23 protein-coding genes are annotated in these 24,220 nt (G+C 59.9%); 9 read left to right on the forward strand and 14 right to left on the reverse strand.

From position 1 onward, the window contains the following. Window positions 1-67: 67 nt before the first annotated feature. Both G9X67_RS09730 and G9X67_RS09735 read left to right on the forward strand, forming a co-directional pair. The gene (locus G9X67_RS09730) at window positions 68-808 is read left to right on the forward strand and encodes an ATP-binding cassette domain-containing protein (protein ID WP_012758785.1); all 741 of its coding nucleotides are present in this window, start codon (window positions 68-70) and stop codon (window positions 806-808) included. Between the two features lie 40 nt (window positions 809-848). Beyond that, window positions 849-1,847: an ABC transporter permease gene (locus G9X67_RS09735; protein WP_017961842.1), complete on the forward strand. Its 999-nt coding sequence runs from the start codon at window positions 849-851 to the stop codon at window positions 1,845-1,847. A gap of 60 nt (window positions 1,848-1,907) precedes the next feature. Here G9X67_RS09735 and G9X67_RS09740 read toward each other — a convergent pair whose 3' ends face one another. The 6 genes from G9X67_RS09740 to G9X67_RS09765 form a co-directional block, all read right to left on the reverse strand. Continuing rightward, entirely contained in the window at window positions 1,908-2,957 is a 1,050-nt protein-coding gene (locus tag G9X67_RS09740) for an ABC transporter ATP-binding protein (RefSeq protein ID WP_171598575.1), read from the reverse strand. A 13-nt stretch (window positions 2,958-2,970) separates the two neighbouring features. Then, window positions 2,971-3,813 carry a carbohydrate ABC transporter permease gene (locus tag G9X67_RS09745; RefSeq protein WP_138330124.1) on the reverse strand — a complete coding sequence of 281 codons (843 nt, stop codon included), beginning with the start codon at window positions 3,811-3,813 and terminating at the stop codon, window positions 2,971-2,973. Next, window positions 3,810-4,733 (reverse strand): sugar ABC transporter permease, encoded by a 924-nt coding sequence (locus G9X67_RS09750; protein WP_138330122.1) that lies wholly within the window; start codon window positions 4,731-4,733, stop codon window positions 3,810-3,812. Before G9X67_RS09750 ends, G9X67_RS09745 begins: the two co-directional genes overlap by 4 nt. Before the next feature lie 11 nt (window positions 4,734-4,744). Next, complete coding sequence (locus G9X67_RS09755) at window positions 4,745-5,992, reverse strand: sugar ABC transporter substrate-binding protein (RefSeq protein WP_171598576.1); 1,248 nt, start codon at window positions 5,990-5,992, stop codon at window positions 4,745-4,747. A gap of 133 nt (window positions 5,993-6,125) precedes the next feature. After that, window positions 6,126-6,917, reverse strand: coding sequence for an SDR family oxidoreductase (locus tag G9X67_RS09760; RefSeq protein ID WP_138330119.1), 792 nt, complete (start codon window positions 6,915-6,917; stop codon window positions 6,126-6,128). Further along, window positions 6,914-7,672 carry an FCD domain-containing protein gene (locus G9X67_RS09765; protein ID WP_138386737.1) on the reverse strand — a complete coding sequence of 253 codons (759 nt, stop codon included), beginning with the start codon at window positions 7,670-7,672 and terminating at the stop codon, window positions 6,914-6,916. The genes G9X67_RS09760 and G9X67_RS09765 overlap by 4 nt, the downstream gene beginning before the upstream one ends. 160 nt (window positions 7,673-7,832) lie before the next feature. Here G9X67_RS09765 and G9X67_RS09770 point away from each other — a divergent pair, with 160 nt between their 5' ends. From G9X67_RS09770 to G9X67_RS09780, 3 genes are read left to right on the forward strand one after another with little or no spacing between them, the layout of a single operon-like run. Beyond that, a complete protein-coding gene (locus G9X67_RS09770) occupies window positions 7,833-8,966 on the forward strand; it encodes a mandelate racemase/muconate lactonizing enzyme family protein (RefSeq protein ID WP_171598577.1) in 1,134 nt (377 codons plus the stop codon). 58 nt (window positions 8,967-9,024) lie between these two features. Then, complete coding sequence (locus tag G9X67_RS09775; RefSeq protein ID WP_138330663.1) at window positions 9,025-9,891, forward strand: DUF6772 family protein; 867 nt, start codon at window positions 9,025-9,027, stop codon at window positions 9,889-9,891. Beyond that, on the forward strand, window positions 9,891-10,226 hold the full coding sequence (locus G9X67_RS09780) for a hypothetical protein (RefSeq protein WP_138330113.1): 336 nt from the start codon (window positions 9,891-9,893) through the stop codon (window positions 10,224-10,226). Before G9X67_RS09775 ends, G9X67_RS09780 begins: the two co-directional genes overlap by 1 nt. A 41-nt stretch (window positions 10,227-10,267) precedes the next feature. Here G9X67_RS09780 and G9X67_RS09785 read toward each other — a convergent pair whose 3' ends face one another. The 8 genes from G9X67_RS09785 to G9X67_RS09820 form a co-directional block, all read right to left on the reverse strand. Beyond that, on the reverse strand, window positions 10,268-11,662 hold the full coding sequence (locus G9X67_RS09785; protein ID WP_138330111.1) for an FAD-dependent oxidoreductase: 1,395 nt from the start codon (window positions 11,660-11,662) through the stop codon (window positions 10,268-10,270). 133 nt (window positions 11,663-11,795) lie between these two features. Continuing rightward, window positions 11,796-12,599, reverse strand: a complete 804-nt coding sequence (locus tag G9X67_RS09790; RefSeq protein WP_171598578.1) for an SDR family oxidoreductase — start codon at window positions 12,597-12,599, stop codon at window positions 11,796-11,798. A gap of 261 nt (window positions 12,600-12,860) precedes the next feature. Continuing rightward, a complete protein-coding gene (locus G9X67_RS09795; RefSeq protein WP_171598579.1) occupies window positions 12,861-13,610 on the reverse strand; it encodes a ribonuclease activity regulator RraA in 750 nt (249 codons plus the stop codon). 20 nt (window positions 13,611-13,630) lie between these two features. Beyond that, entirely contained in the window at window positions 13,631-14,794 is a 1,164-nt protein-coding gene (locus G9X67_RS09800; protein ID WP_138386732.1) for a mandelate racemase/muconate lactonizing enzyme family protein, read from the reverse strand. A gap of 33 nt (window positions 14,795-14,827) precedes the next feature. Beyond that, complete coding sequence (locus G9X67_RS09805; protein WP_138386731.1) at window positions 14,828-15,925, reverse strand: ABC transporter ATP-binding protein; 1,098 nt, start codon at window positions 15,923-15,925, stop codon at window positions 14,828-14,830. Between the two features lie 11 nt (window positions 15,926-15,936). Next, window positions 15,937-16,827 carry a carbohydrate ABC transporter permease gene (locus G9X67_RS09810; protein WP_138330101.1) on the reverse strand — a complete coding sequence of 297 codons (891 nt, stop codon included), beginning with the start codon at window positions 16,825-16,827 and terminating at the stop codon, window positions 15,937-15,939. Continuing rightward, the gene (locus tag G9X67_RS09815) at window positions 16,824-17,783 is read right to left on the reverse strand and encodes a sugar ABC transporter permease (protein WP_138330099.1); all 960 of its coding nucleotides are present in this window, start codon (window positions 17,781-17,783) and stop codon (window positions 16,824-16,826) included. The genes G9X67_RS09810 and G9X67_RS09815 overlap by 4 nt, the downstream gene beginning before the upstream one ends. A gap of 73 nt (window positions 17,784-17,856) precedes the next feature. Beyond that, window positions 17,857-19,335 (reverse strand): sugar ABC transporter substrate-binding protein, encoded by a 1,479-nt coding sequence (locus tag G9X67_RS09820; protein WP_171598580.1) that lies wholly within the window; start codon window positions 19,333-19,335, stop codon window positions 17,857-17,859. A gap of 207 nt (window positions 19,336-19,542) precedes the next feature. Here G9X67_RS09820 and G9X67_RS09825 point away from each other — a divergent pair, with 207 nt between their 5' ends. The 4 genes from G9X67_RS09825 to G9X67_RS09840 all read left to right on the forward strand — a co-directional run bounded on the left by G9X67_RS09825 (window position 19,543) and on the right by G9X67_RS09840 (window position 24,121). After that, a complete protein-coding gene (locus G9X67_RS09825) occupies window positions 19,543-20,253 on the forward strand; it encodes a GntR family transcriptional regulator (RefSeq protein ID WP_171598581.1) in 711 nt (236 codons plus the stop codon). A 54-nt stretch (window positions 20,254-20,307) separates the two neighbouring features. Further along, window positions 20,308-21,474, forward strand: coding sequence for a mandelate racemase/muconate lactonizing enzyme family protein (locus G9X67_RS09830; RefSeq protein ID WP_171598582.1), 1,167 nt, complete (start codon window positions 20,308-20,310; stop codon window positions 21,472-21,474). A gap of 68 nt (window positions 21,475-21,542) precedes the next feature. Beyond that, window positions 21,543-22,904, forward strand: coding sequence for a mandelate racemase/muconate lactonizing enzyme family protein (locus G9X67_RS09835; protein WP_138386729.1), 1,362 nt, complete (start codon window positions 21,543-21,545; stop codon window positions 22,902-22,904). A gap of 17 nt (window positions 22,905-22,921) precedes the next feature. Next, window positions 22,922-24,121 (forward strand): mandelate racemase/muconate lactonizing enzyme family protein, encoded by a 1,200-nt coding sequence (locus G9X67_RS09840; protein WP_138386728.1) that lies wholly within the window; start codon window positions 22,922-22,924, stop codon window positions 24,119-24,121. The last annotated feature ends 99 nt before the right edge of the window (window positions 24,122-24,220 follow it).

The raw sequence follows: 24,220 nt of genomic DNA on the forward strand, positions 1-24,220 counted from the left end.
TTGCATCGAAGACATGCAGGGTGCGGTGCGATGGATAGCCCGCAGGTTTTGGGAGGCGAGGAGGCTGGTGGCGGTTCTTGAGCTCAGCAATATTTCCAAACATTTCGGTGCCATCCAGGCAGTCAACGATGTTTCGTTTTCGCTCGAAGCCGGGCAGGTTGTCGGCCTGATGGGCGATAACGGCGCTGGCAAGTCCACCCTGGTGAAGATGATTGCCGGCAACTTCCGGCCGAGCCATGGAACCATGCGCCTCGACGGCGCCGATCTCGTGCTTCATCGGCCGAAGGAAGCGCGCCAGCATGGCATTGAGATCGTTCACCAGGACTTGGCGCTCTGCAACAATCTGACGGCGGCAGCGAACGTGTTCCTCGGACGAGAATTGCGCCGCGGCGTATGGCCTCTTCGCATCCTCGACCACAAGGCCATGTACAAGCGCGCCGGCGAGATATTTCGCGAGCTCAAATCCGAGACGCGGGCGCGCGATCTCGTCAAGCAAATGTCAGGTGGCCAGCGCCAAGCGGTCGCGATCGGCCGCACGATGCTGTCTGAAGCGAAAATCGTATTGATGGACGAGCCGACCGCAGCCATTTCCGTGCGCCAGGTCGCTGAGGTTCTGAATCTTATCCGCCAATTGCGGGACCGGGGCATTGTCGTTGTCCTGATCAGCCACCGCATGCCCGACGTCTTTTCGGTCGCCGACCGTGTGATCGTGATGCGGCGAGGCAGAAAAGTAGCCGACAAGCAGATTGCGGCAAGTTCGCCGGAGGAAGTGACGGGACTGATTACCGGCGCCATCGAACAGGTGTGATCGATGCTATCCGTTGCAACAGGAAGGAAGAAGGTCGACGATGGCGATTACACTTGACCAAACGATCGGACAGAAGCAACGGAGCTGGCTTGCAACGATCATGAGCGGCCAGACATTCTGGGTGCTGATTGCAGTCATTCTAGCCTGCATTTTTCTGTCGATGGCAACGGACTCCTTTGCCACGGCGAAGAACATCTACAACATCACCCGCAACGTCACCTTCGTCGCAATTATCGCGCTGGGCATGACGCTGGTCATCATCACCGGCGGCATTGATTTGTCCGTTGGCTCCGTACTTTGCCTGTGCAGCATGGTGCTGGCGGTCGTCATGCATGCGGGATACAGTATTGAAGTCGGCATCGCCGCCTCGATCGGTACGGCTCTGTTGGTCGGAGCTTTCAACGGCGTCTTGATTGCCTATCTCGGCTTCCCACCTTTCGTCGTCACGCTCGGGATGCTGTCGATTGCGCGCAGCCTTGCGATGGTTGCATCGAACAACACTGTGGTTTTTGAGTTCGGACCTGATCACGACAAACTATTGGCGCTGGGTGGCGGCGCCTGGGTTTTTGGCATCGCCAATCCAGTGCTTTACATGGTCGTGCTGGCACTTATTACCGGTTTCGTGCTGCGCTGGACCAAGTTCGGCCGCTATGTCTTTGCGATCGGCGGCAATGAGCACGCCGCGACACTGACAGGCGTTCCCGTGCCGAGGATCAAGGTCATCGTCTATATGATTTCTGCCCTCTCGGCGGGGGTTGCCGGCATCATTCAAACCGGTTGGCTCGGCGCCGTCACCACAAATATCGGCGCCGGGATGGAACTTCAGGTCATTGCCGCTGCGGTTATCGGCGGCGCCAATCTGGCCGGCGGCGTCGGCACCGCCTTTGGAGCCTTGGTCGGCGCCGCACTCATCGAAATCATCCGCAACAGTCTTGGCCTGCTTGGCATCAACGCGTTCTGGCAGGGCTGCTTTATCGGTGGGGCAATCGTGCTCGCCGTCCTTTTCGACCGACTTCGCAACTTGCGGCAGGGCGAGTAGACGAACCCCGCTCTTAAGAGATTTCTGCGGCTCGCGCCCTCGCCAGGAGCGGCCGTACGTTCAAGCAGTCCGGCCTTGTTCAGTCCGCTTTATTGTTTGCCCGTTGCCATTGAAAAAGTGCACCTTCGAGCCATCGGCGGTGAGCCCTATTTGGATTCCCGCCTTCATGTCACCACCGTCGTGCAGGACGAGGCAATCATGCCCAGCCGGCAGCTTGACGTGAAGCAGTGTTACCGCCCCGGTATATTCACAAAGCCCGACGGTTCCGCGCAGCGTCCCCTCTCGAGGCTCCACGACGCTCAGATGCTCCGGCCTTATCCCGATGGTCTCGACGGCGGTATCCGCTGCCGTTGCGCCTGTCAGCAAAGGCGCGATATCCGAAGGCAGCAGATTCATTTTTGGGCTTCCGATGAATTGCGCCACGAAGATATTTGCCGGCCGCTCGTATAATTCCCGGGGGGAGCCGACCTGCTCGACACGGCCATCGCGCAGAACGACGATCTTGTCAGCGAGCGTCATCGCTTCGATCTGGTCGTGCGTTACATAGATCATCGTCGTGGAGAGCCGCTTATGCAGTGCGGCGATTTCAGAGCGCATGTGCACGCGCAATTCTGCATCGAGGTTCGACAGCGGTTCGTCGAAAAGGAAGACATCGGGATTTCCGACGATGGCGCGGCCGATCGCGACGCGCTGCCGCTGACCGCCGGAAAGCTCACGGGGGTAGCGATCGAGCAATGCTTCGAGCTTCAGCGTGGCGCTTGCTTCATCGACGCGCTTCTGACGCTCCTGTGCCGGAACTTTGCGGACCTTCAGCCCGAAGTCCATGTTGTCCCTGACGGTCAGGTGCGGATAGAGGGCATAGGATTGGAAGACCATGGCAACACCACGTTTCGAAGCCGGCACTTCGTTGACCACCCGGCCGCCAATCGCAAGTTCACCGCCGCTGAGATATTCCAGCCCCGAAATCAGCCGCAGCAAGGTGGACTTGCCACAGCCTGACGGACCGACGAATACGACGAACTCGCCCGGATCGATCCTGAGATCGACGCCGCGGATGACCTCAACGGCGCCGAAGCGTTTCTCGATGCCTTTAAGCGATACACTGCTCATGAACGAAAATTCCTCATCCCTTCACGCCCGATAGCGCAAAACTTTCGATGATCTGCCGCTGGGCGATCAGATAGACGATCAGGATCGGCACCACGGCAAGGCTGGTAGCGGCAAGCTGGAGGTTCCACAGCGGCAAGCCGTAGCTGTCGTTGAAGTTCGACAAGGCCAAAGGCAGCGTGAACATGTCGAGCGAGCTCAGAAAGATCAGCGGCTCCAGGAACAGGTTCCACGAGAACAGAAAGGTGATGATGGAAACCGCAGCCAGGGCCGGACGCGCCATCGGCAGCGCTATCTTCCACCAAACGCCGAAACGTGAGAGGCCGTCCATCTTGCCGGCTTCTTCCAGCTCCTTGGGCAGGGCCAAGAAATACTGGCGCATCAGGAACGTTGCCATCACCCCATGAGGGCCGAAGGTGGGCAGCAGGATCAACGGCCAGTGCGTATCCACCAATCCAAACCAACGCATCAGGAAGAAGTTCGGAATGATCGTCACCTCCTCCGGCACCATGAGCGCCGAGATCAGAAAAAGCATCAGCAGCCCGGCACCGGCAAACCGCATGCGCGCCAGCGCATAGCCGGCCAGGGACGAGATGACGAGGGTGAGCGCCGTCACCACGATCGCGATGTAAAGCGAGTTGAAATACTGCCGCGCGAACGGCTGGTATGTGAACACCTCGACGAAATTCTGCCAGCGCCAGACGCGCGGAATAAGCGTCGGCGCGCCGAATATCTCGGTCACGCTCTTGAAGCCCGCAGACACCATCCAAACGAATGGGAAAACAAAAGGAATGGCGGCGATCAAGAGTGCGATCGTCCAGCACGTGCGGTAGAGGATCTGGACTTGGCGCTGGGTCACTCCGATCCCTTTCTCCGCAGCATCACTTGTACCAGGGTCAGCGCCATGATCATCACGAACATGATCATGGCGAGCGCCGAGGCATAGCCGACATTGAAGAACTTGAAGCCCTGCTGGTAAATGTAGAAGGCAAGCACAAGGGTGCCGTTTTCCGGGCCGCCGCCGGTCATCTGGTATATGTGATCGAAGACCTTGAAAGAGCCGATTGTCGTGATGACCATGATGACCAGCGTGGTCGGCGCCAGCAACGGCCAGGTGATCATGCTGAAGATCTGTCGGCGTGAGGCGCCCTCCAGGCGCGCTGCCTCTTCATAGTCCCGCGGGATCGCCTGCAGCGCCGCAATGTAGAGGATCATGTTGAGGCCGACCATCTTGATGACGCGGGTGACGATGACCGCCGCCATGGCCCAGCTCGGTTCACGCAGCCAGTTTGGACCGGTGATCCCGACCAGCGCCAGCACCTGGTTGATGAAACCGCCTTCCCCCTGCAGCAGAAATTTCCAGACGATCGCCCAGGCGATGGCCGAGGTGATGACAGGGGCGAAAAATACCGTGCGAAAGAACACGACCCCGAAGAACGGCCGGGAAAGGGCGAGCGCCAAGGCGAGCGCGAGCGCCATGTTGAGCGGCACGAGACCGATCGCGAAAATAACCGAATTGCGTACCACAAGCCAAAAGTCAGGGTTTTCGAGCAGCGCATTCTGAAAATTGGCAAGGCCTACGAAGGTGGCCTGCTGGCTGAGCAGGTTCCATTCGGTCATTGAATAATAGACCACTGCGCAGAGCGGACCGAGGAAGAAGAGAAGGAAGCCGATGAAGGTGGGACTGACGAACAGCCACGCCTCCATCATCTCTCTCATCTTCAACGTCAGCCAGGTCTTATGGCCGGTTCGAATGGAGTTATGAACGGTATCGGCCATCTTCGTTCTGATCAAAGCAGCGGCTGGATTGCCGCGCAGATGCCCTTGATGGCGGCATCGACATCGGCATCCGGCTTCCACATGGCATCGACGCGAGGCGCCATGGCGGCAAGGATCTGGGGCGCTTTTTCGTTGGCCGAGACCACCCGGCCCTTTTCTATCGCGGCAGCCACATTCTTCATCATCTCGGGCGGCACGAGCTTGTTGCCGTTGATGAATGCATCGGCCTGCAGAACGCTCTTGCGGGCCGGCGGGAAGAACTGCGCCATGGTGGCGACATTTTCCTTGTTGGTCATATGCGCTACGAATTCCGCGGCGATTTCCGTATTCTTGCCTTGGGCGAACACAACAAGACCGGCCTGGCCGATAACGGGTGACTCACCACCGGGGCCGGTGGGCAATGGTGCGATGCCCCACTTGAAGCCGGCTTCCGCCATCTTCGAAGCACGGGAAATCTGGTTGACCGTCATCGCCGAGTTGCCGGAGAAGTAATCGCCCTGTTCGCCCGGCGGAACGATGGACTTGTCCTTGAAGACCATGTCATGCAGCTGCTTGACCGCCTTGACCGCTTCGGGCTTGTCGAAGCCGCATTCCTTGTTCGACCAGATATCGCCACCATAGGCGCGGATTGGCGGCAGAAGGGCATGGGTCATGCGAGAGGCATAGCCTTCGCCATCCTTGAACTCGAAGCCCCATTTGCCGGGATTGGCTTGCGCGAGCTTCTTGGAGACTTCCTGGAACTTGTCCATGTTCCATTCGCCCTTGGCGGCAAGCGTCAGCGGGTCTTCGAGCCCAGCTTTGTCGAACATGTCCTTGTTGTAGTAGATCATGAAAGGCGAGGTGGAGAACGGAATGCCGTACACCGTTTCGTCCTTCTGCCAGAGGCCCATGGCCGGCTTCGAGAAATCGTCGAAATCATAGCCTTCCGCCGCCTTGAGCGTCGGGCCGAGATCCTTCAGAAGATTGGCGTTTTCGAAAGCCGGCGCGGCATCCTCCATCATCCAGGCTATGTCGGGAGCATTGCCGCCGGCGATCTGGAAGGTCAGTTTCTGCGTGTAGTCGTTGACCGGCACGGTCTCGAACTTCACATTGACGTCGGGATGTGTGGCTTTGAAGCTCTCCGCAATGCCATTCAGCATCTTCAGATGAGCCTCGCTCCCGGTCCAGACCGTCATGCGGAGATCCGTCGCGAAGACGGCAGACGTCGATATGCACAATGTCAACGCGGATGCTGCGATACCTGCTAATGCGGCCTTCATGGTTTCCTCCCTTTTTGGTCGTCGGCAGTCAGCCTTCACCGACTGAATGCAAACGGCATTCGCCTGGAATTTTGGCTGCAAGCTGCGGCGGATGGTTCCGCCGCATGATCTCGAAAACCTTGCCGCAGGCCGCTCACCCGGCAGCGTGCGGAAGGCTCCCGGGCGCGTCTCCGATCGACCATCCTCCGTCGACCGGAATATTTGCACCCGTAATGTAGCTGGCAGCATCGCTGCACAAAAAAACAAACGCCCCAACCAGGTCCTGCGGCTGGCCCGGCCTGCCCACAGGGATCTTGGCGGCAACCGCTTCGCGGAACGCCGGGTCGCCGTAGCGCGCGGCATTGGCTTCGATCTCGATCGCACCCGGCGAAACCACATTCAGCGTGACGCCGCGATGGCCGGTTTCGCGCGCAATCGACCTGATCGCAGTCAACTGCGCCGCCTTGAGCGACGCATAAACAACCGTTTCCGCCCGCGGCCGCACCGCCATGACACTGCCTGTGGCGACGACCCTGCCCCAGCCCCGCTCGGCCATCGGTGGAACCAGCTTTGCCGTCAGCGTCAGCAGCGCCGAGAAATTCGATGCCACATGGGCGTTGACATGCGCCTCATCCAATTCCTGCCAGGGCCGCCGATGTTCGATGGCGGCATTGGCAATGAGGATATCGATCGGGCCGTATGTTTTGAGCACTTCATCGGCAAAAGCCCGCGTCGCACGCCCGTCGGTGAAGTCTGCTTCCAGTACCGGCGCTGTGCCGCCTGTCGCCCGGACGACCTCGCTCGCGCCCGTCTCATTACCGAAATGATGCAGGATCAGTTCCGCTCCATGCTCCGCAAGGCCAAGCGCAACAGCCCGGCCGATGCCGGAACTGGCACCGGTTACCAGCACGCGCCGGCCTTTCAGTGAGAAGCGCGCGGCGCTCATCGCTCGGCATCTTTCAACTTGTCGGCCACCTCGAGCGAGGCAATGTCGGCAGCTTCGAAATGCTCCCGGATTTTTTGCTCGGCGAGGTCGGCATTACCAACTGCAATTGCGTCGTAGATCGCCTGATGCCGGTCAATCGTTGCCCGCCAGTCAGCGTCACTGCGATTGGCGCGACGTGAAAACAATTCCGACACCTCGCGCTGCACGGAACGCATGCTCTCCATGTGCACGCGGATCATGTAATTGCCAGTCGTCACGGCAAGGCCAAGGTGAAACAGGATATCGGCGGCGGTAAAGCCGGAAGGCTCCTGCACGGAAGCCAGCATGCCCGCCAGGCCCTGCCGCATGATCTCCAGACCTTCCGGATCGCGACGTTCGGCGGCGAGCCGGGCAATTCCCGTCTCGACGACGCGGCGCATTTCATTGGCTTCGCGCAGCCGCTTGAGACTGGAACGCACCGCGTAGCCGTAGATTTTGTCCATCGAGTCGCCGCTAAGCGCCTTGGCGCGGGCAACCTTGCCTTGTTGGGTGAAGATCAACCCGGCTGCCGTCAGCTGGCGAAGCGCCTCACGGGCAATCGGCTTCGAGACACCGAACTCCCTGGCGATCTCCCCTTCGGGCGGCAACGGCTCGCCAGGCGAGATGCGCCCATCAAAGAGCGCGGCGGCAATCGCATCGGACACCCCATCCGCCAACCGCGAAGGGTTCGGCGGCTTGGAGGTGAAAACGGGTTTCCTTTCGGGAATTTCGGTCATTTCGATCCTCATATTCACAAAGCTAACATGCAGTTTCCAACTTAGCAACTAGGTTTATCAGTTGCCAAGTCACCAACATCTAGCTAGGAATAACAGACGCGCCCCAAAGCAGCGAGCAAAACCAAGAGCAGCGAGCAAAACATTGGGAACGAAAGAGCCGATGGATTCTGTGCAACATTCTGCCGGACAGGCGATCCTCATTTCAGATGTCATCGCCCATCCGCTCAACCAGACGCTGCCCAAACCGACCGTCACGTCCTGGGGCACCTATCACAAGGTCTCGATGCTTCTCGTCGAGGTGCGCACCGATGCCGTCGGCGTCGGTGAGGTGCTGGCCCGGTTTTCGCCCAAGGCCTATGCGGAACTGATCGAAACCTCTTTAAAACCACGGCTGATCGGACAGGACGCACGCAACATCGGCGCGCTCTGGCAATCCATGCGGCGCTCGCTGTCAGGCCGGGCCGGCGGCATGCTGATCGAGGCGATCGCTGGCGTCGACATTGCGCTGTGGGACATCATGGGCAAGGCCGCGGGCATGCCGATCGCCAAGCTGCTTGGCGGCATCGGCCGGGAAACGATCGACGTCTATGCCGCCGCCGTAAACTGGGTCGACGATGCTGAGGCGGATCGGGAACTGGAGCGCTATATCGGTGAGGGATTCCCGCGCATCAAAGTCAAGATGGCCAATCCCGTCAAGGAAGCCTGCCGGCGTATCGAACGGCTGCGCAAACGCGCAGGCGACGATATCGAGCTCTGTGTCGACGCCAACTGGGCCTATGATCTGGACCAGGCGATCGAAGTCGGCAGGGCACTTTCGGCCAACGGTTACTTCTGGTTCGAGGAGCCGCTGGCGCCGGAAAACGAGCAAGGCTACCAAGAACTGCGCAAACGCTGCGACGTGCCGCTCGCAGCCGGAGAGAGCAACTTTACCGCCGATCAGACGCAGCGTCTCGTCGCCAACCGCACCCTTTCAATCCTGCAGCCAGATGTCGCCCGTGCCGGCGGCATATCCGAAACACGGCGCATGGCCGACTATGCCGCCCTTCATGATGTGGCCTACGCCCCGCATATCGGCATGTCCGGCATTATCTGCGAGACGGCCAGCGCGCATCTTGCGGCCGCCCTTCCGAATTTCCGGGTGATGGAATGCGATCTTAGCCCCTTCAAGCGCGACCTGGCCGATCTGGCGCCAGGCTGCCTGCGCCAGAAGAATGGCCAGCTCGACGTGCCGACACGGCCGGGTCTCGGCATCGAAATCGATTGGGAAGCCGTCAAACGGCTCCGCATACAGTGAGGTCAACGCCACAATGACGACATCAGCCCCCTCTTCCACAGCCGACATGATGGAAGCCATGAGGCTCGGCATGCTTCGCGCGGATCCGGCGCTCAGCCGTTTCGATCCTCTGCCGCGTATCCTGTCCTTTGACGATTTTTCGCGCGGGCATTGCGGCTGGTCACAGTTGGTCGGCAATTACGAGGACAGCCTCGACGTCATGCTGCCGGGCTTTGCCCAGCACTCGAGCGCCATGCTCTCAACGCTCGGACATTGGGATGCAGGATCCCACGGCGGCATGGATTCGTCCTATGCGCTAAAGATCGCCACGAAGGCAAAACCGGGTGCCCAGAACGTTGCAATCAAGCGTCACACCTTCCGCAAGCGCGGGCCGATCCGTTTCGAGATTTTTTTCACGTTCAAGCCGGAGGCGACGGAACTGAAACTATCGGAAACCGACGTGCGATCGATCGGCTTCCTGTTCGACCTGCAATGCGGCGATCGGGACGGAGACGGCGAGCGGGTTATGCCACATCTGCGCTTTCTCAATGCACTCGACGGCAAGCACCTGCAGAAATGGCAGTACAAACGTGAGACCACGGTCTTCACCGCCATTGGCCGGGAAGACAAGACCGTAAGCCACTATCACCTGGCGCCCGAGGGCTGGCTGGACCTGCCGGATGGTGAACAACGGCTCTGCTACAATGAGATCCCGACGAAGGTGAACTGGAGCTATATGCGTTTCGATTTCGACCTCGCCTCCATGAAGGCCACTGGCTTGCAGTGCAACGACCGGAATTTCGACGTATCCGGCTTCGAGTCGATCCGGATTCCGGCGATGAAAAACCTCTGGTGCATGCTGAACTTCTGCCTGTTCGCCGAGACGGATGTCGCCAAGCGCGCGTTTCTCTACGTCGATTCTATCTGTATTTCAGGGGATTTTTGATGCTTCCCGAAAACATCACGGCGGTGATAACCCGCAATGAGTGCTGGAGCGGCGACGCCGCGAGCGAACCCTATGAGGCCGGCTGGGCGCATGAAGCCGTGTTCTTTATTCGGGCATTGAAGCCCCCCGTCGGCGCTGCACCCAAGGGCTGGGTGGAAATCTCGCCTGACGGCATGCACTGGGTTCGAGAAGGAACGGAATTCGCCATGCCCGGCGAACAGGACGGCGTTGCCGTCGCCCGGCTCAACGCCTTCGGCAATTGGCTGCGCGTTGCAACCCACTTTGCCGATGGCGCCGAATGCACCGTGCTGGTGACCCTTCATCTGAAGGCTTGATTTGAGAAACGCGGGTATCGCTTCCCCGCTTTCTCCTTCCGTCAACCAAGATAGGCACCCTGGGCCAAAAGTTCCCTACGCAAATCCGCATAGTCGACATGCCGCGGGCTGGCCCTGTTGCCGATCGAAAGTGCTGCGGCAACACCGGCCGCCTGGCCGAGCGCAAAACAGGGCGGCATGACGCGAATGGCGCTGAGCGCCTCATGCGTCGCCGAGACCGCGCGGCCGGACACCAACAGGCCCTCATGAACGCGCGGCAGCATGACCCGGTAAGGTATCTGGTAGATATTGGCGGCATCGAGCCCCGCGCCACCGGTACCACCGCCCGAGCCTGTGGGGTCGTGAATATCGAGCGGATAGCCGCACAACGCCACGACATCTTCGAAGGCGCGGCCGGAATGCAAATCTTGCAGCGTCAATTCGTAGGCGCCGTCGATCCGTCGGGTTTCCCGCACGCCGATCTGGGTTGCCGTGTCCCGCAGTTCCACCTGTTCGAAGCCCGGCAGATTGCCGCGAAAGAAATCGAGCAGCGCCACGGTCTGCTCCCGGCCTTCGACCTCGGCAAGCGAGAGCTCAAGGGCGTCAGCCCCATTGCGGCGCAACACGCGGCCGGTATTGATGCGCCAGACGCCCGGTTCCATGGTCCTGTAAAGGCCGATGCCGCGGCGAGGCGCGGGAAAGCGGCCCTCTGCCGTCGCCTTGGCGACGATCGAGGCGAAAGGCCGAAAATCCTGCGGATGCGCGCGAATATAATCCTCCACCACCTGGTCATCGACGTTCTGCACGCGGAAGAACAGCGTCTGCGGCTGGGAAAGGCCGTCGCTTTCCCGCCCCTGACGGGTATGGACGCCGGCATAATGGGCGACATCGCCGTCAGCCGAGCAATCGACGACGACCTTGGCACGAACGCTCCTCAGCCCACCCTTGCCGGCGCAAACAACACCGAGCACCCGGGGATTGTCCGCATCATGGTCATCGACGATGGCATCGACGACCATGGTGTGCAGCAACAATTCCACGCCCGCCTCGACGCACATGCGCTGCGCCGCGACCTTCGCCGCCTCAGGCTGGAAAGGGGTCACCTTGTCGTGGCCGTAGACGATGAAGCCGCAATAGGCCGAACCTGCCGGGATCGTACTCGGATGCAGCGCGCCGCCGAGCGCCATCATCCGCTGAACGAATTCTTCGTAGATGCCGCGGATCAGTTGCTGGCTGCCGTCGAGCGAATAGGAGGTCATGCAGGGGCCGACGAGGCCCGCCGTGAGATTGCCACCAAGGAAGCCGTAGCGCTCCACAAGGCGTACCCGCACGCCAAGACGTGCCGCCGCCACCGCGGCCGATAATCCCGATGGTCCGCCCCCGATGACGAGCACATCGACATCATCGAGTTCGGGAATATCGGCCGAATAGGCGTAACGGCGAGCTGTCTGCTGCATAGTTTTATCCCCTCCCCGGCCTAGAGCATGATGCCGAAAAGTGTGCGCGGTTTTCGGACGACATCATGCTCTATTTCCTTGATTTAGATCAGGATTCAGATTTCAGGCCGATCCGGCCCAAAATCATCCTGATCTAGCGGAACATCGATCCGCCATCGACATCGAGCGCAGCACCGTAGGTAAAGCTGGCAGCATCCGAGCACAGGAACATGATTGCCGCCGCCATATCCTCCGGCCGCCCCATGCGCCGCATCGGCAGATTGCCGGCGATGCGGTCCTTCAGTGACTGGTCGATATGGGAGTGCATCGGGGAATCCGTCGGCCCGGGGTTCAGCGCGTTGATGCGGATCTTCTTGCCCGCAAGTTCACGCGCCACTGACTTGACCATCGACAAGGTCCCGGCCTTCGATGCCGCATAGGCGGTATCGGCAATCAGCCCGCCGCCGCCATGCACGCCAGCATCCGAGGCGATACAGACGATGTTGCCGCCATCGGGATTGTCGAGCATGCGTTTGACTGCGCCCTGCACGACGAAGAAGGTGCCGAGCAGATTGACATCGAGCACGCGGTGCCAATGCGCCCGATCCTGCTCGAATATACGCTTGGCTGTGATGATCGCTGCACATGTCACGACGTTATCGAGACGCGCGAGATTGGCGTCGCAATAATCGAAGGCTTTGTCGATGCTCTCCTGATCGCTGACATCCACCGTCACGGTGTGAACAGCCGCGCCGCCATTGCGCAGCTCCGCACCGTAGCGCTTCAGCCCCGCCTCATCACGATCGGCCATGACGACTTCTGCGCCCTTGCTGGCGAAGGCCCTTGCAGTTTCTAGACCCATTCCGCTCGCGGCGCCCGTGATAAGGACCGTTCGGCCCGCAAAACTATCGTCGGAAAAAGTGGCATAGATCCCAGACATCGTCGCAGCGTCCTTCATTAAGGGCAGCCCAACAACCAGTCAGCAGGCCCGCTTCACCATCGCTAGTAACGTAGCAACTATGTTATATAGTTGTAAAGTGCAATGTGGAACCGAATACGTTGTCTGGAAACAGAGTTTCGCCTGGCAAATACTCAGGACGGCGGGAGACGGCGGGAGCAAACCGTTGATCGCGCTGCGGCGAAATTCGACTCCCTATTTTTTGCGTAGACGTCGGCAATACCTCAGAAGGTTCGCGGCCCGCCGAGGGTAATCAGTAGGCTAACTTCGGTTCTCCAAGCGGTTTGTTTTGCGCCACTCTTCGTACTCTCCGCGGGCATCGTCATGCAGCGGATAGTAGCGCTGCAACGACCCGCCCTCCATAAGCTTCACTCGCGAGAACTCCTCCCAATCGTGATGCTTTTGCGATTCTTCGATTACCTGCGAGGCCATTGCGACCGGAAGCACCACAACCCCGTCGTCGTCGGCGACGATGATGTCGCCGGGGATGACCGTGACACCGCCGCAGGCAATCGGAACGTTGACGGCATTGGGGTAGATGCTGGTCTGCACATGGTAGTTGGGCGTCCAGCCGCGCAGCCAAAGGGGGAGATCCAGCTTCTCGACATTGGGCCGATCGCGCATGCAGCCATCGATCACGATGCCACCGCCGCCTCTGCCTTTGAAATAGGTCGACATCATATCGCCGAAGACGCCCGAACTCATATCGCCGCGCGCGTCGACCACCACCACATCGCCCTCCTGCGCGTGATAGAGCACGTGCCGGTGCAACTGCGTCTCCGGATCGGCATATTCTCCCTCGGTGAAGAGGTCCGGCCGTTGCGGCATGAACTGGAGCGTCAGCGCCGGCCCGACGATCGACTTCCCGCGGTTCTGCGGTACGGGACCGACCATGTGCGGATTGCGGAAGCCCATGTGGCCAAGCGTGCCGGCAACCGTTGCGGCGCCGATTTCCTTCAATGCGTCGATCATATCTTTGGGCGGTCGCGTAATGTCGGGAGTATGCGTCATTTTAGACTCCGGTGGATGAACTACCAGTTCGTAACAGAACCGTCGCGGCGCTTCAGGTGAGGTGCTTCCCAGAACCGAAAGCTCTCCGCCTTGACCGCCTCTTCGTTGACCTCGACGCCGAGCCCCGGCAGATCGCTGACCGGATAGTCGGGGCCGTCGAGCCGTGGTTGCACGGGGAAGAAGTCGGAATTGTCGAAGCCGAGCTTTGCTTCGGGCGCCCTGGTCTCGAGCCAGGCGAAATTCGGCACCGCGGCGGCGAGATGGATGGTCGCGGCCGTGCAGACTGGGCCGAGGGGATTGTGCGGCATCAGGTCCACATAGTGTGCCTCGCTCCAGCCAGCCACCTTCATCGCTTCAGTGAGCCCGCCAACATTGCAGACATCGAGCCGGTTGAACTGATGGATGCCACGCTCGATGTAGGGCAGGAACTGCCACTTGCTGGCAAATTCCTCGCCGATGGCGAACGGGATGTCGGTCATCGTGCGCAGGGATTCGTAGGCCTCCGGTGTCTCGTCGCGTATTGGCTCCTCGAGGAAATCAAGCACGCCGCGGCCGAGCTTGTTACAGAAGCTCGCTGCCTCTGCCACCGACAACCGATGATGATAGTCGATGCCGAGGACGACGTCGTCGCCCAGCGCCTCGCGCGCCTTGTTTAGCATGCTTGCTGTAGCGCCGATCGATTCGCGCGGCTCAAAGATGTCCTTGCTGTTTTGCCCGATGGGGAAGAAGCGGATCGCCTGCCACCCTTGTGCGCGTAGCTCGCGGGCTCGTTCGATGGCAACATCGCCCTCGGCCTCGTCACCGGTGGAGGCGAAGGTAGGAATGCGGTCGCGCTGCTTGCCGCCCAACAGATCGTAGGCCGGCACCCCCAGCGCCTTGCCCTTGATGTCGTGAAGGGCAATGTCGATGGCGGAAATCGCCGCCTGCAGAACGCGCCCGCCTTCGAAGTATTGGCTACGATAGACTTCTTGCCAGATCCGACCAATCTGCATCGCGTCGCGGCCGATGAGAAACTCGCGATAGTGCTCGATCGCGCCGGCCACGGCCTTCTCGCGACCGCTCAAACCGCTCTCGCCCCAGCCGAAGATGCCGTTGTCAGTCTCGACCTTGACCAGCATCTGGTTGCGCGTTCCTACCCATACTGGATAGGGCTTGATCGCCGTGATTTTAAGCTTCGTAGTCATCCACGCCCTCGTTTCACACGCATCCGCTTGGTCTCAGTTGGCCTTGAGGGCCATTTCTGTTTCGCCGTCGAACAGATGCATCCGCTCCTGGTCGAACTCGAGCCAAATCTGCTCGTCGGGCGCAACGGAAATAGTCGGCGGCACGCTGACGTTGACGATGGCGCCAGACAGGAACGCCTGTACGAAGGTGACGTCTCCGGTCGGCTCCACCGTATAGGCCTTGGCAGGGATGCTTCCTGGCACCGCACTCTTGTGCAACTTGATCGCCGAGTGACGTGCGCCGAGCACGACTTTCTTGGTTGTTGCCCTCGCGACCTTCTGAGCGTTTTCTGGCGAGAGCTCGAAGTGCCAGCCCTCCGCGCTGGTCAACACAGTGTTGCCGCTTGCCGTTGATGCCTCCAGCGGAACAAGGCTCATCGCCGGGCTGCCGACGAAGCTGGCGACGAACATGTTCACCGGATGGGCGAAGACCTGCGCCGGCGAATCGTATTGCTGCAGGTAGCCGCCGTTCATGACCGCCATCCTGTCGGCCATAGTTACCGCTTCGAGCTGGTCGTGGGTCACGTAGATGATCGTCGCCTTGAGGTCCTGGTGGAAACGCTTGATCTCTGAGCGCATCTGCACGCGCAGCTTTGCGTCGAGGTTGGAGAGTGGTTCATCCATCAGGAATACCGCCGGATCGCGAACGAGGGCACGGCCGAGCGCCACGCGCTGCTGTTGCCCGCCCGAAAGTTCGCGTGGCTTGCGCTCGAGCAGCTGCGTCATGTCGAGCACGCGCGCTGCTTCCTTGACCTTCCTGTCGATCTCGTCCCTTGGCAATTTGCGCATCTGCAGCGGGAACGCCAGGTTTTTGTAGACCGATTTCTGCGGATAGAGCGCGTAGTTCTGGAACACCATTGCGATGTCCCGGTCCTTGGGGTCGAGGTCGTTGACCACCCGGTCGCCGATGACGATGTCGCCAGATGTGATGGGGATGAGCCCCGCCACAAGATTAAGCGTGGTTGTTTTGCCGCAGCCTGAAGGGCCGACGAGCGCAACGAATTCGCCGTCGTTGACCGTCAGCGAAACGTTGTTGACAGCTTTGAAGCTGCCATAGGTCTTGACCAGATCGTTAAGGACCACGTGGGCCACCGGCAACTCCTCTAGTGCTTGACTGCGCCTTCCGTGAGGGCGCGTACGAAGTATCGTTGCAGGACGAGGAACAGGACCACGACGGGCACGCTCATCATAAAGCTGGCCGCCATCAGGCCCGGAAAGTCCGTCGTATTCTCCGAGAAGAAGCGCTGGATGCCGACCGGCAGTGTCAACTGCTCGTTCTTGGAGAGGAAGGTGTAAGCGTAGATGTATTCATTCCACGCGCCGATAAAGGAATAGATCGCCGTGGCGATGATTCCTGGCGTCGAGAGCGGCATCACGATCAGGACAAAGGCCTGGAACCGCGTCGCGCCGTCGATGCGCGCCGCCTGCTCGAGCTGCACCGGGATGTTGTCGTAGAAGCCCTTGAGAAGCCAGATTGCCAGCGGCAGGCCAAATGTGAGGTAGGTGAGGACGAGCGACGCATGCGTGTTCACCAGCCCGATCGCGCGCATCAGGATGAAGAGCGGCACGAGAAAGATCACCGCCGGGAACATATTGCGAAGCAAGACGGCGAAGAACAGAAAGTTTCGGCCCGGGAAGGTGAAGCGCGAAAACGCGTAGGCCGCAGGTACTGCCACGATGACCGAAAGGATGGTCGTGGCGGTGGAGACGAAAAGGCTGTTCCAGAAGAAGCGCAGGAAGTCCTGGCCGACGCTGTTTTGCGGATCGAGCAGCTTCTCGTAGCTGGCAAGGGTGGGTTGGTCGGGCCACCATTGCGGCGGGAATTGCATGGCCGCGAAGCCGGACTTGATCGAGGTGATCAGCATCCAGATCATCGGCAACGCGGTGTAAAGCATCATGAACACGAGGAAGATGCGTCCGCCCCACCGCCATCCGTCGATGCGCATACGGCGACGGGCCTTACCGCGAAGAGCAGTCTCGGCAATCGTGCTCATGCGCTCCCATCCTTCCGCTCGTTGCCGCTCAGCGCACGGACGTAAAAGTAGCCGAACGACATCAGGATCAGGAACAGCAGCACCGAATAGGCCGATGCCACCCCCCAGCGCTGGCGGCCGAAGGCGAGCTCATAAATGTGAGTGATCCAGATATGCGATGCGTTCGACGGCCCGCCGCCGGTCATGATCCAGGGGATGATGAATGAATTGAAGTTGGCCACGGCCAGCAGAAGGATCGTCACGGTCGAGACGTTTCTCAAATGCGGGAAGGTGACGTGCCAGAACCGCTGCCATGCATTGGCTCCGTCGACTTTTGCGGCGCGCAGCAACTGATCGGGAACCGTCTGCAGGCCAGCCATCATCATGATCATGGCAAACGGAAACTCCCGCCAGATATTGACGACGATCAGGGAGGGCAGCACCGTGCTGACGCTGTCGATGAAATTCGGCGGCCTGTCGGCCAATCCGAGGCCGACCAGCACCGCCCCAATAATTCCAAAGTCCGAATGGTAGATCCACTTCCAGATATAGGACGCGGCGACCGCGCTGATGACCCAGGGAATGATCAGGATGGCCCGCAGGATACCGCGGCCGACAAAGTCGCGATGAAGCGCCAGGGCGCAGGCAAACCCCAGGACAAATGAGATCAAAGTGGATCCAAATGTCCAGATCAGAGTGTTCGAGGTGACTGTCCAGAACACCGGACTTGTGAGGATAGCGGTGTAGTTGTCGAGGCCGATAAAAATCTTGTCCCGGAGCTGCAGGCCAGGCGGTGTGTTGAAGAACGACAGCTCGATCGTGTAGTAGATCGGATAGGCTATGACGATGAGCATCACGGCGATCGCGGGAAGCACGTACGCGTAGTCAGCGCGATGCTCCCAAATCTTTCGCAGCACGCCAGACCCCTCGGGTTGCAGTTTTCGGCGCGCCTCGGCCTTGCCAGTCAAGATGGTCACTGTGCCCTGCCCTTATTCTTCGGAAGAAACCGGCTGCAATCGAGGCGCAGCCGGTCAGATCGGCAGGTGTGGACTAGAGTCCGCCGTCCGTCAGGTCTTTTACCTTCTTGGCTGCGTCGTCCGCTGCTTGGTCGACGGTCATGGCACCGGTGAGGGCATTCTGCAGCATGTCCGGGACGATGATGTTCATGATCTCGGGGGACTGTGGCAGTGCCGGGAACGGGATGCCGTATGGCAGCATCGAAGTCGTGACATCAAGGAACTTGATACTGTCCAGACGTTCCTTCATCCATTTGGTCTTGAAGCCGTTAAGGTTCCCCGGGTTCGAGCCTGCATAGGCCATTTTCAGCGACCATTCGGGGCTCGCCCACATGCAGCTGATAGCCTTTGCAGCCGGCTCGTCGACCTTGCCGCCCTCGACATATTCGGGCTTCAGGATGTGAATATTCGAGCCGCCAAACACGACGGCACGCTTGCCGTCGGGGCCAGTCGGAATCAGGCCGTAGCGCATATTGTCGATGACGGTCTGCGCTTTGTCCTTGTCGCTGCCCGTCGTCTTTTTCTGCAGGTCGAGCATGACGTTGTAGTCGGACGGGTGCGAGACCATCATGCCGAGCTGGCCAGCGAGGAAGAGGGGCTGGTTATCTGCCTGCTGATTGGTGAGCGCTGAAACCGGAACCGATTTGTCGCGAACATACATATCGTAGGAGGCTTGCAATGCCGCTTTGCTCTGGGGGCTATCGAGCTGGACCTGCTTATAGGTCGGGTTGGCGGTAGCTTCGTCGAAGACGCCGCCGCCATAGGCCCACAGCTGCGGCATGAAGCGATATGGCGTATTGCCGGCATTCTTGCGCGCCACGAGGCCGTAACCGGCAATGCCGAGCTTGTCGTGGATCTGCTTGGAATATTTGACGACGTCGTCCCAGGTTGCCGGAGCCTTGTCAGGATCGAGGCCTGCACGCTTGAAGACGTCGGCGTTCCAGATGAACGCCATCGTCTCGTTATTGGTTGGGATGCCGTAGGTCACCCCCTCCCAGGTCACGGCCTTCATCGCACCGGGCCAGAAATCCTCGGTCGAATACCCTACATCCTCGGGTTTAAGCGGTTCCAGATAGCCCTTTGCGGCGAACTCGGTGCCCCCCAGGATTTGCAGGCGGACCGCCATGGGCGCTGCATTGCCAAGAAGCGCCGTCCGGAACTTGTCCAGCAGGTCGTTATAGGTGAGGGCTTGGTCCTCAAGCTGGATGTTTGGATAGGTTTTGCGGAAGGTCTCGAAGAAATCCTTGTAATACTGGCGCAGGAGGTCGGGGTCGCCCTCGAACACGCCCTGATACCAGAAAGTCAGTCGCCCCTTGTAGTCGAGCGGGGTGACCTTGGCGCAATCGGCGGCCGTGTCAAAGTCCTGTGTGCCGGCAATGGAGCGCACATATTCCGGCGACCACTTGCTCAAGTCGACCGGCGCACCCAGCGCAGACGCGGACACCAACGATACCATCAAAGCAGTGGAGACAGTGCCGCGCAGGACGGCACAGCCGAGTGAAATCCTCGTCATAGGGTATCCTCCAGATTCTCCCATGCCGCTCTGCGTCGAGGCGAGCGGTCGTTCCTCCCGGTCGCGGGACTTTCCCACCCAATGTATCCCTTCGACCTGATCATACGTTTTCAGATCGTAGATTGCCTGTCAACAAGAGAAATCGTACATTGTTTACCGAAATCTCGTGTGATATCCGAGCAATGTATGTATTGATTGGGGACAGCCTTGGCCGAAACAAGCGATTTTAAAGCGCAGCCACCCGAAGGAATCGACGCTATCGGGGCCTCCAGCGAGGGCGCCTCGCTTTACCAACTGATCAGGGAAGACATCATCGAAGGGCGGCTCGCTGCCAACGAACGGCTTGTGGTCACCGATCTCGCCCGGCGCCACGGCACTTCAACCAACCCCGTGCGCGAGGCTCTGCAACTGTTGCGTGGGGAGGGCTTTGTCACCCTTGTTCCCAACCGCGGAGCGCGCGTGCGGCCCATAGATCAGGATTTTGTTCGCGACATCTACGAGATAGGAGTCTTGATCGAGCCGGCACTGACGCGATGGTTCGTGAATATGGCCACCGTCGAGGACATTGCTGAACTCGAACGCATCCAAGGCCTGATTGAAGAGAACGACTTCGCCGACACGTTCAGGCACAGCGAGCTGGACACCGCCTTTCACACCGTCATGTACCAGAAGCACTACAACCGCCATGCCGCCGAGCTTTGGTGGAAGCATCGCGAAGTGCTTCGAGCCGTGAGCCGGCGGTTCAACTTCACGCTCGCCCGGCGTGCCGCGATCCTTAGCGAGCATCGCGAGCTCATCGCGCATGTAAAAGCGGGAAATGCGAACGAAGCAGCCGAACTCATTGCACGCCATGTCGAGGGCTCCGGCCGGCACATCCTCGAACACATGCGTGCGCGTAACGCCGCTCGGGCAGGATAGAATACCGGGCCTGGAATACCGTTATCCCGACCACTTCAGATAAAGGCAGTTGAGATGAAAATCACCAGCGTTCGGCCGTGGCTCATCAGATCCGATGCTTCTTATTGGGGAGAGTTTCTGTTCGTCGAAGTGACGACCGACGAGGGGGTGAGCGGCTGGGGAGAGATCACCACCACGACAAGGCTCGCCAATCGCGCCCTCTGCACGATCCTGCGGCAGATTGGTGCCGCTGTGACGGGCGAGGACCCGGCGCGTATCGAGTATCTGTGGCACAAGATATTCCGCAGCTTCACCTATATGGGCAGTCGCGGCGCCGCAGTCGAATGCGTGAGCGCCATCGACATAGCCCTCTGGGACATCCGAGGCAAAGTTCTTGGTAAGCCGATTTACGAGCTGTTGGGCGGACCGGTACGCGATGAAATTGCGCTCTACACCCATCCCAACCAGGCCAAATTTACCAGCAAAGAGGCTGTGGTCCGGGAAATTCGGGACATCGTCGAGTCCGGCCACACTGCGCTCAAGTTCGATCCGTTCCCCCACCAGGGCCGCACCGCGGATGGACAGGCCCGCGAACAGCAGGACGGTTACCTCGATGGTAGCATGACCCGCAAGGATGAGCGCGAAGCCGCCGAACTCACGGCTCTGATCCGCGAAACGGCGGGCTCTGATGTCGACATCCTCATCGATGCGCATGGCCGATTCGACGCTCCCACCGCCATTCGCCTCTGCCGGAGCCTCGAGGAAGCCGGTCAGATCGACTGGTTCGAGGAGCCCTGTCCGCCCGAGAGCCTCAACGCCCTCAAGCAGGTCCGTGAGAAGGTCAGTGCCGCTATCTCGTGGGGCGAGCGCGGCCACACGAAATGGGATTTCGTGCCGGTGCTCGAAAACAGGCTTGCCGACTACATCATGCCTGATGTCACCTGGACCGGCGGCATTACCGAACTCAAGAAGATTTCTGCCCTATGCGAAGCCTACTACATCCCGGTCTCGCCGCATGACGCCGCAGGGCCGATCAACGTGGTTGCGGGAGCGCAGGTGATGATGACCGTTCCTAACTTCTACAAACTCGAAACGTCGGAGTGGAACCTGGGCAAATACGATCACCTCATCGACAGACCACTCGATGTTTCGAACGGCAGCCTCAAGCTTACGCCCAAGCCTGGTCTCGGCGTCGAAATGAACCGCGACTACCTTCAAAATCACGAGATAGAGCTGGACTAGCTATCACCGCTCTACGCCGCCCAAGCTTGCGCGACGACGAGCCCCGCCGATCAGAACGAGGATAAACCATGCCAGAGGCACATGGAGCCGACGAGGCGCTCAATCGGGTGAACACGCATTCCAAGCCGTCCGACCTCCGCATCACCGACATGCGGGTGGCCGAAATTGTCGGCGCGCCGTTCACCTCGGTGCTGCTCAAGATCTACACCAACCAGGGCATCGTCGGGCTTGGCGAGGTGCGCGACGGCGCCAGCGCCACCTACGCGCTGATGCTGAAGAGCCGGTTGCTTGGCGAGAACCCTTGCGACATCGACCGCCTGTTTCGCCGGATCAAGCAGTTCGGCGGGCATGGCCGGCAAGGCGGCGGCGTATCGGCGGTTGAAATCGCGTTGTGGGATCTTGCCGGCAAGGCCTATGGCGTCCCTATCTACCAGATGCTGGGCGGCCGGTTTCGGGATAAAGTGCGTGTCTACTGCGATACCGACGCCACTGTGCCAAGCGGTACGGAGACCGGTAAGCGCCTCAAGCAGCGCATGGAGCTCGGATTCACCTTCCTCAAGATGGATTTGGGATTGATGCAGATCGCGGATGTGCCCGGTGCGGTCGTGTTTCCTGCCGGCTCACTGGAAGGATACCGCGACGGTCCCAGTCGCGGACCACTGAAGACCATTGAAGAGCGGCGTATGCGCAACGCTGCATACGATTTGCATAACGTCCCGCACCCGTTTACCGGCCTGCACTTTTCCGACAAGGGCCTCGATCTGCTTGAGCAATACATTGCCGAGGTTCGTGAGGTCATCGGCATGGATGTGCCGCTTGCGATCGACCATATCGGCCATATCTCCATGCAGAACGGCATTCGCCTTGCCAGGCGCATTGAAAAATACGTGCCAGCCTGGCTCGAGGATGTGATCCCATGGCAATATACCGAGCAATACCGACAACTGCAGGACGCTACCACGATACCGATCTGCACTGGCGAGGATATATATCTCAAGGAGGGCTTCGAGCCTCTGCTCAAGAGCGGCGGCGTCTCCGTTATTCACCCGGACCTGCTCACCAGTGGGGGCATCCTCGAGACCAAGAAGATCGGCGATATGGCGCAGGACAGTGGTGTAGCCATGGCCATCCACATGGCAGAAAGTCCAATCGCCGCAATGGCCGCGGCACATGTCGCGACCGCGACCGAAAATTTCATGGCGCTCGAATACCATTCCGCCGATGTCGACTGGTGGGACGATATCGTCACGGGCCTTCCCAGGCCGTTGGTGAAGGACGGCTTCATCACTGTTCCGGACAAGCCGGGCCTGGGGATTGACGACGTCGTCGACGAGGTGATCTCGCGGCATCTGCAGCCGGGTGTCACCGGCATCTGGCAGCCCACGGATCACTGGGACGATGAGTATTCCTGGGATCGCACCTGGAGCTGAGGCGAAAAGGAACGAAGATGAAGATCACCGATCTGCGCTGCGCCGTTATCGGCAAACACCCGATCGTCCGCATCGTTACGGACGAGGGCCTCTATGGCTTGGGCGAAGTCGAATTCACCAAGTCCTACCTCAAGCCCTTTGTGCTGCATTTCCGCGAGGCGCTGATCGGCGAGGACCCTACTGACGTCGAGAGAGTGATGCTGAAGATCCGCCAACGCGGCTCTTTCAAGCCGTACGGCGCGGCGGTAAGCGCTATCGAGCATGCATTATGGGATATTGCCGGCAAGGCCGCGGGCGTGCCCGTCTATAAACTGCTCGGCGGCAAGGTGCGGGACAAGGTGCGCGTCTACAATGGCTCGATTCGCCAGAAACGCACGGGCGACCGGCCGGAGGACTACGCCGCTGACGTCAAATGGATGATGGAGCAGCCGCAGAACTTCTTCATGGTCAAGCAAGGAATCTCGTTCCACTCCAACATGAAGGACACCATCGAGGACTTCCACTACGGCGTGACGCAGAAGAAGGCCGGCTATCACGGCGCCATGGATCAGGGCATGATCAGCGAGCGCGGTTTCAATCACATGCTCGACTGCGTGATCGCGATGAAGGAAGTGCTGGGCGACAAAGTCAGCCTGGCGCTCGACTGCGGCCCGGGCTGGATGCTGCCCGACGCGATCAAGTTCGCTCGCGCAGTCGAGAAGTACAATTTGATGTGGCTCGAGGATATGCTGACTGGCGACTACGTGCCGTGGGTCAATCCGCAGGCCTATCGGGAGCTGACAACCTCCACCTCGACGCCAATCCACACTGGTGAGCAGATCTACCTGCGGCACAATTTCAAGGAACTGATCGAGACGCAGGCGGTACGCATCATCGGCCCCGATCCAGCCGACATTGGCGGCATTGCCGAGCTCAAATGGGTCGCCGAGCACGCCTACATGCACTCGATCCTGATGGCACCGCACGGCACCGCTAACGGCCTGCTGGGGCTCGGCGCGTTGATCAATGTCTGCGCCACCTTGCCGGCAAATTATATCGCCTTCGAATATCCGAGCGCCTCCGACACCTGGTGGGAGGATCTGGTAATCGGCTTGCCGCCGCAGATCGTCAAGGACAGCATGGTGGACCTACTGGAAGCGCCGGGGTTGGGCCTCGATATCGACGCCGAAGCGGCCAGGAGATATCTCAGGGAAGAGGACGTCGGCTTCTTCGACTGAACCTCTCCGCTCTATATCGTCGGCGACCGCTGCCTCTGGGAAACCTTGCCTTACTTCAGGGAGACAGCGAGTGCCCTGGAGACAATACAGGCAGCCGAA

It is taken from the genome of Rhizobium sp. WYCCWR 11152 (assembly GCF_013087615.1).
Taxonomy (GTDB): Bacteria; Pseudomonadota; Alphaproteobacteria; order Rhizobiales; family Rhizobiaceae; genus Rhizobium; species Rhizobium indicum.

Excerpts from the sequence above, each read along its gene's own strand:
- G9X67_RS09735 (WP_017961842.1), top strand. The coding sequence starts at position 849 with ATGGCGATTACACTTGACCAAACGATCGGACAGAAGCAACGGAGCTGG.
- G9X67_RS09740 (WP_171598575.1), bottom strand. The coding sequence starts at position 2,957 with ATGAGCAGTGTATCGCTTAAAGGCATCGAGAAACGCTTCGGCGCCGTT.
- G9X67_RS09750 (WP_138330122.1), bottom strand. The coding sequence starts at position 4,733 with ATGGCCGATACCGTTCATAACTCCATTCGAACCGGCCATAAGACCTGG.
- G9X67_RS09755 (WP_171598576.1), bottom strand. The coding sequence starts at position 5,992 with ATGAAGGCCGCATTAGCAGGTATCGCAGCATCCGCGTTGACATTGTGC.
- G9X67_RS09760 (WP_138330119.1), bottom strand. The coding sequence starts at position 6,917 with ATGAGCGCCGCGCGCTTCTCACTGAAAGGCCGGCGCGTGCTGGTAACC.
- G9X67_RS09765 (WP_138386737.1), bottom strand. The coding sequence starts at position 7,672 with ATGACCGAAATTCCCGAAAGGAAACCCGTTTTCACCTCCAAGCCGCCG.
- G9X67_RS09770 (WP_171598577.1), top strand. The coding sequence starts at position 7,833 with ATGGATTCTGTGCAACATTCTGCCGGACAGGCGATCCTCATTTCAGAT.
- G9X67_RS09775 (WP_138330663.1), top strand. The coding sequence starts at position 9,025 with ATGAGGCTCGGCATGCTTCGCGCGGATCCGGCGCTCAGCCGTTTCGAT.
- G9X67_RS09780 (WP_138330113.1), top strand. The coding sequence starts at position 9,891 with ATGCTTCCCGAAAACATCACGGCGGTGATAACCCGCAATGAGTGCTGG.
- G9X67_RS09785 (WP_138330111.1), bottom strand. The coding sequence starts at position 11,662 with ATGCAGCAGACAGCTCGCCGTTACGCCTATTCGGCCGATATTCCCGAA.
- G9X67_RS09790 (WP_171598578.1), bottom strand. The coding sequence starts at position 12,599 with ATGAAGGACGCTGCGACGATGTCTGGGATCTATGCCACTTTTTCCGAC.
- G9X67_RS09795 (WP_171598579.1), bottom strand. The coding sequence starts at position 13,610 with ATGACGCATACTCCCGACATTACGCGACCGCCCAAAGATATGATCGAC.
- G9X67_RS09800 (WP_138386732.1), bottom strand. The coding sequence starts at position 14,794 with ATGACTACGAAGCTTAAAATCACGGCGATCAAGCCCTATCCAGTATGG.
- G9X67_RS09810 (WP_138330101.1), bottom strand. The coding sequence starts at position 16,827 with ATGAGCACGATTGCCGAGACTGCTCTTCGCGGTAAGGCCCGTCGCCGT.
- G9X67_RS09820 (WP_171598580.1), bottom strand. The coding sequence starts at position 19,335 with ATGACGAGGATTTCACTCGGCTGTGCCGTCCTGCGCGGCACTGTCTCC.
- G9X67_RS09830 (WP_171598582.1), top strand. The coding sequence starts at position 20,308 with ATGAAAATCACCAGCGTTCGGCCGTGGCTCATCAGATCCGATGCTTCT.
- G9X67_RS09835 (WP_138386729.1), top strand. The coding sequence starts at position 21,543 with ATGCCAGAGGCACATGGAGCCGACGAGGCGCTCAATCGGGTGAACACG.
- G9X67_RS09840 (WP_138386728.1), top strand. The coding sequence starts at position 22,922 with ATGAAGATCACCGATCTGCGCTGCGCCGTTATCGGCAAACACCCGATC.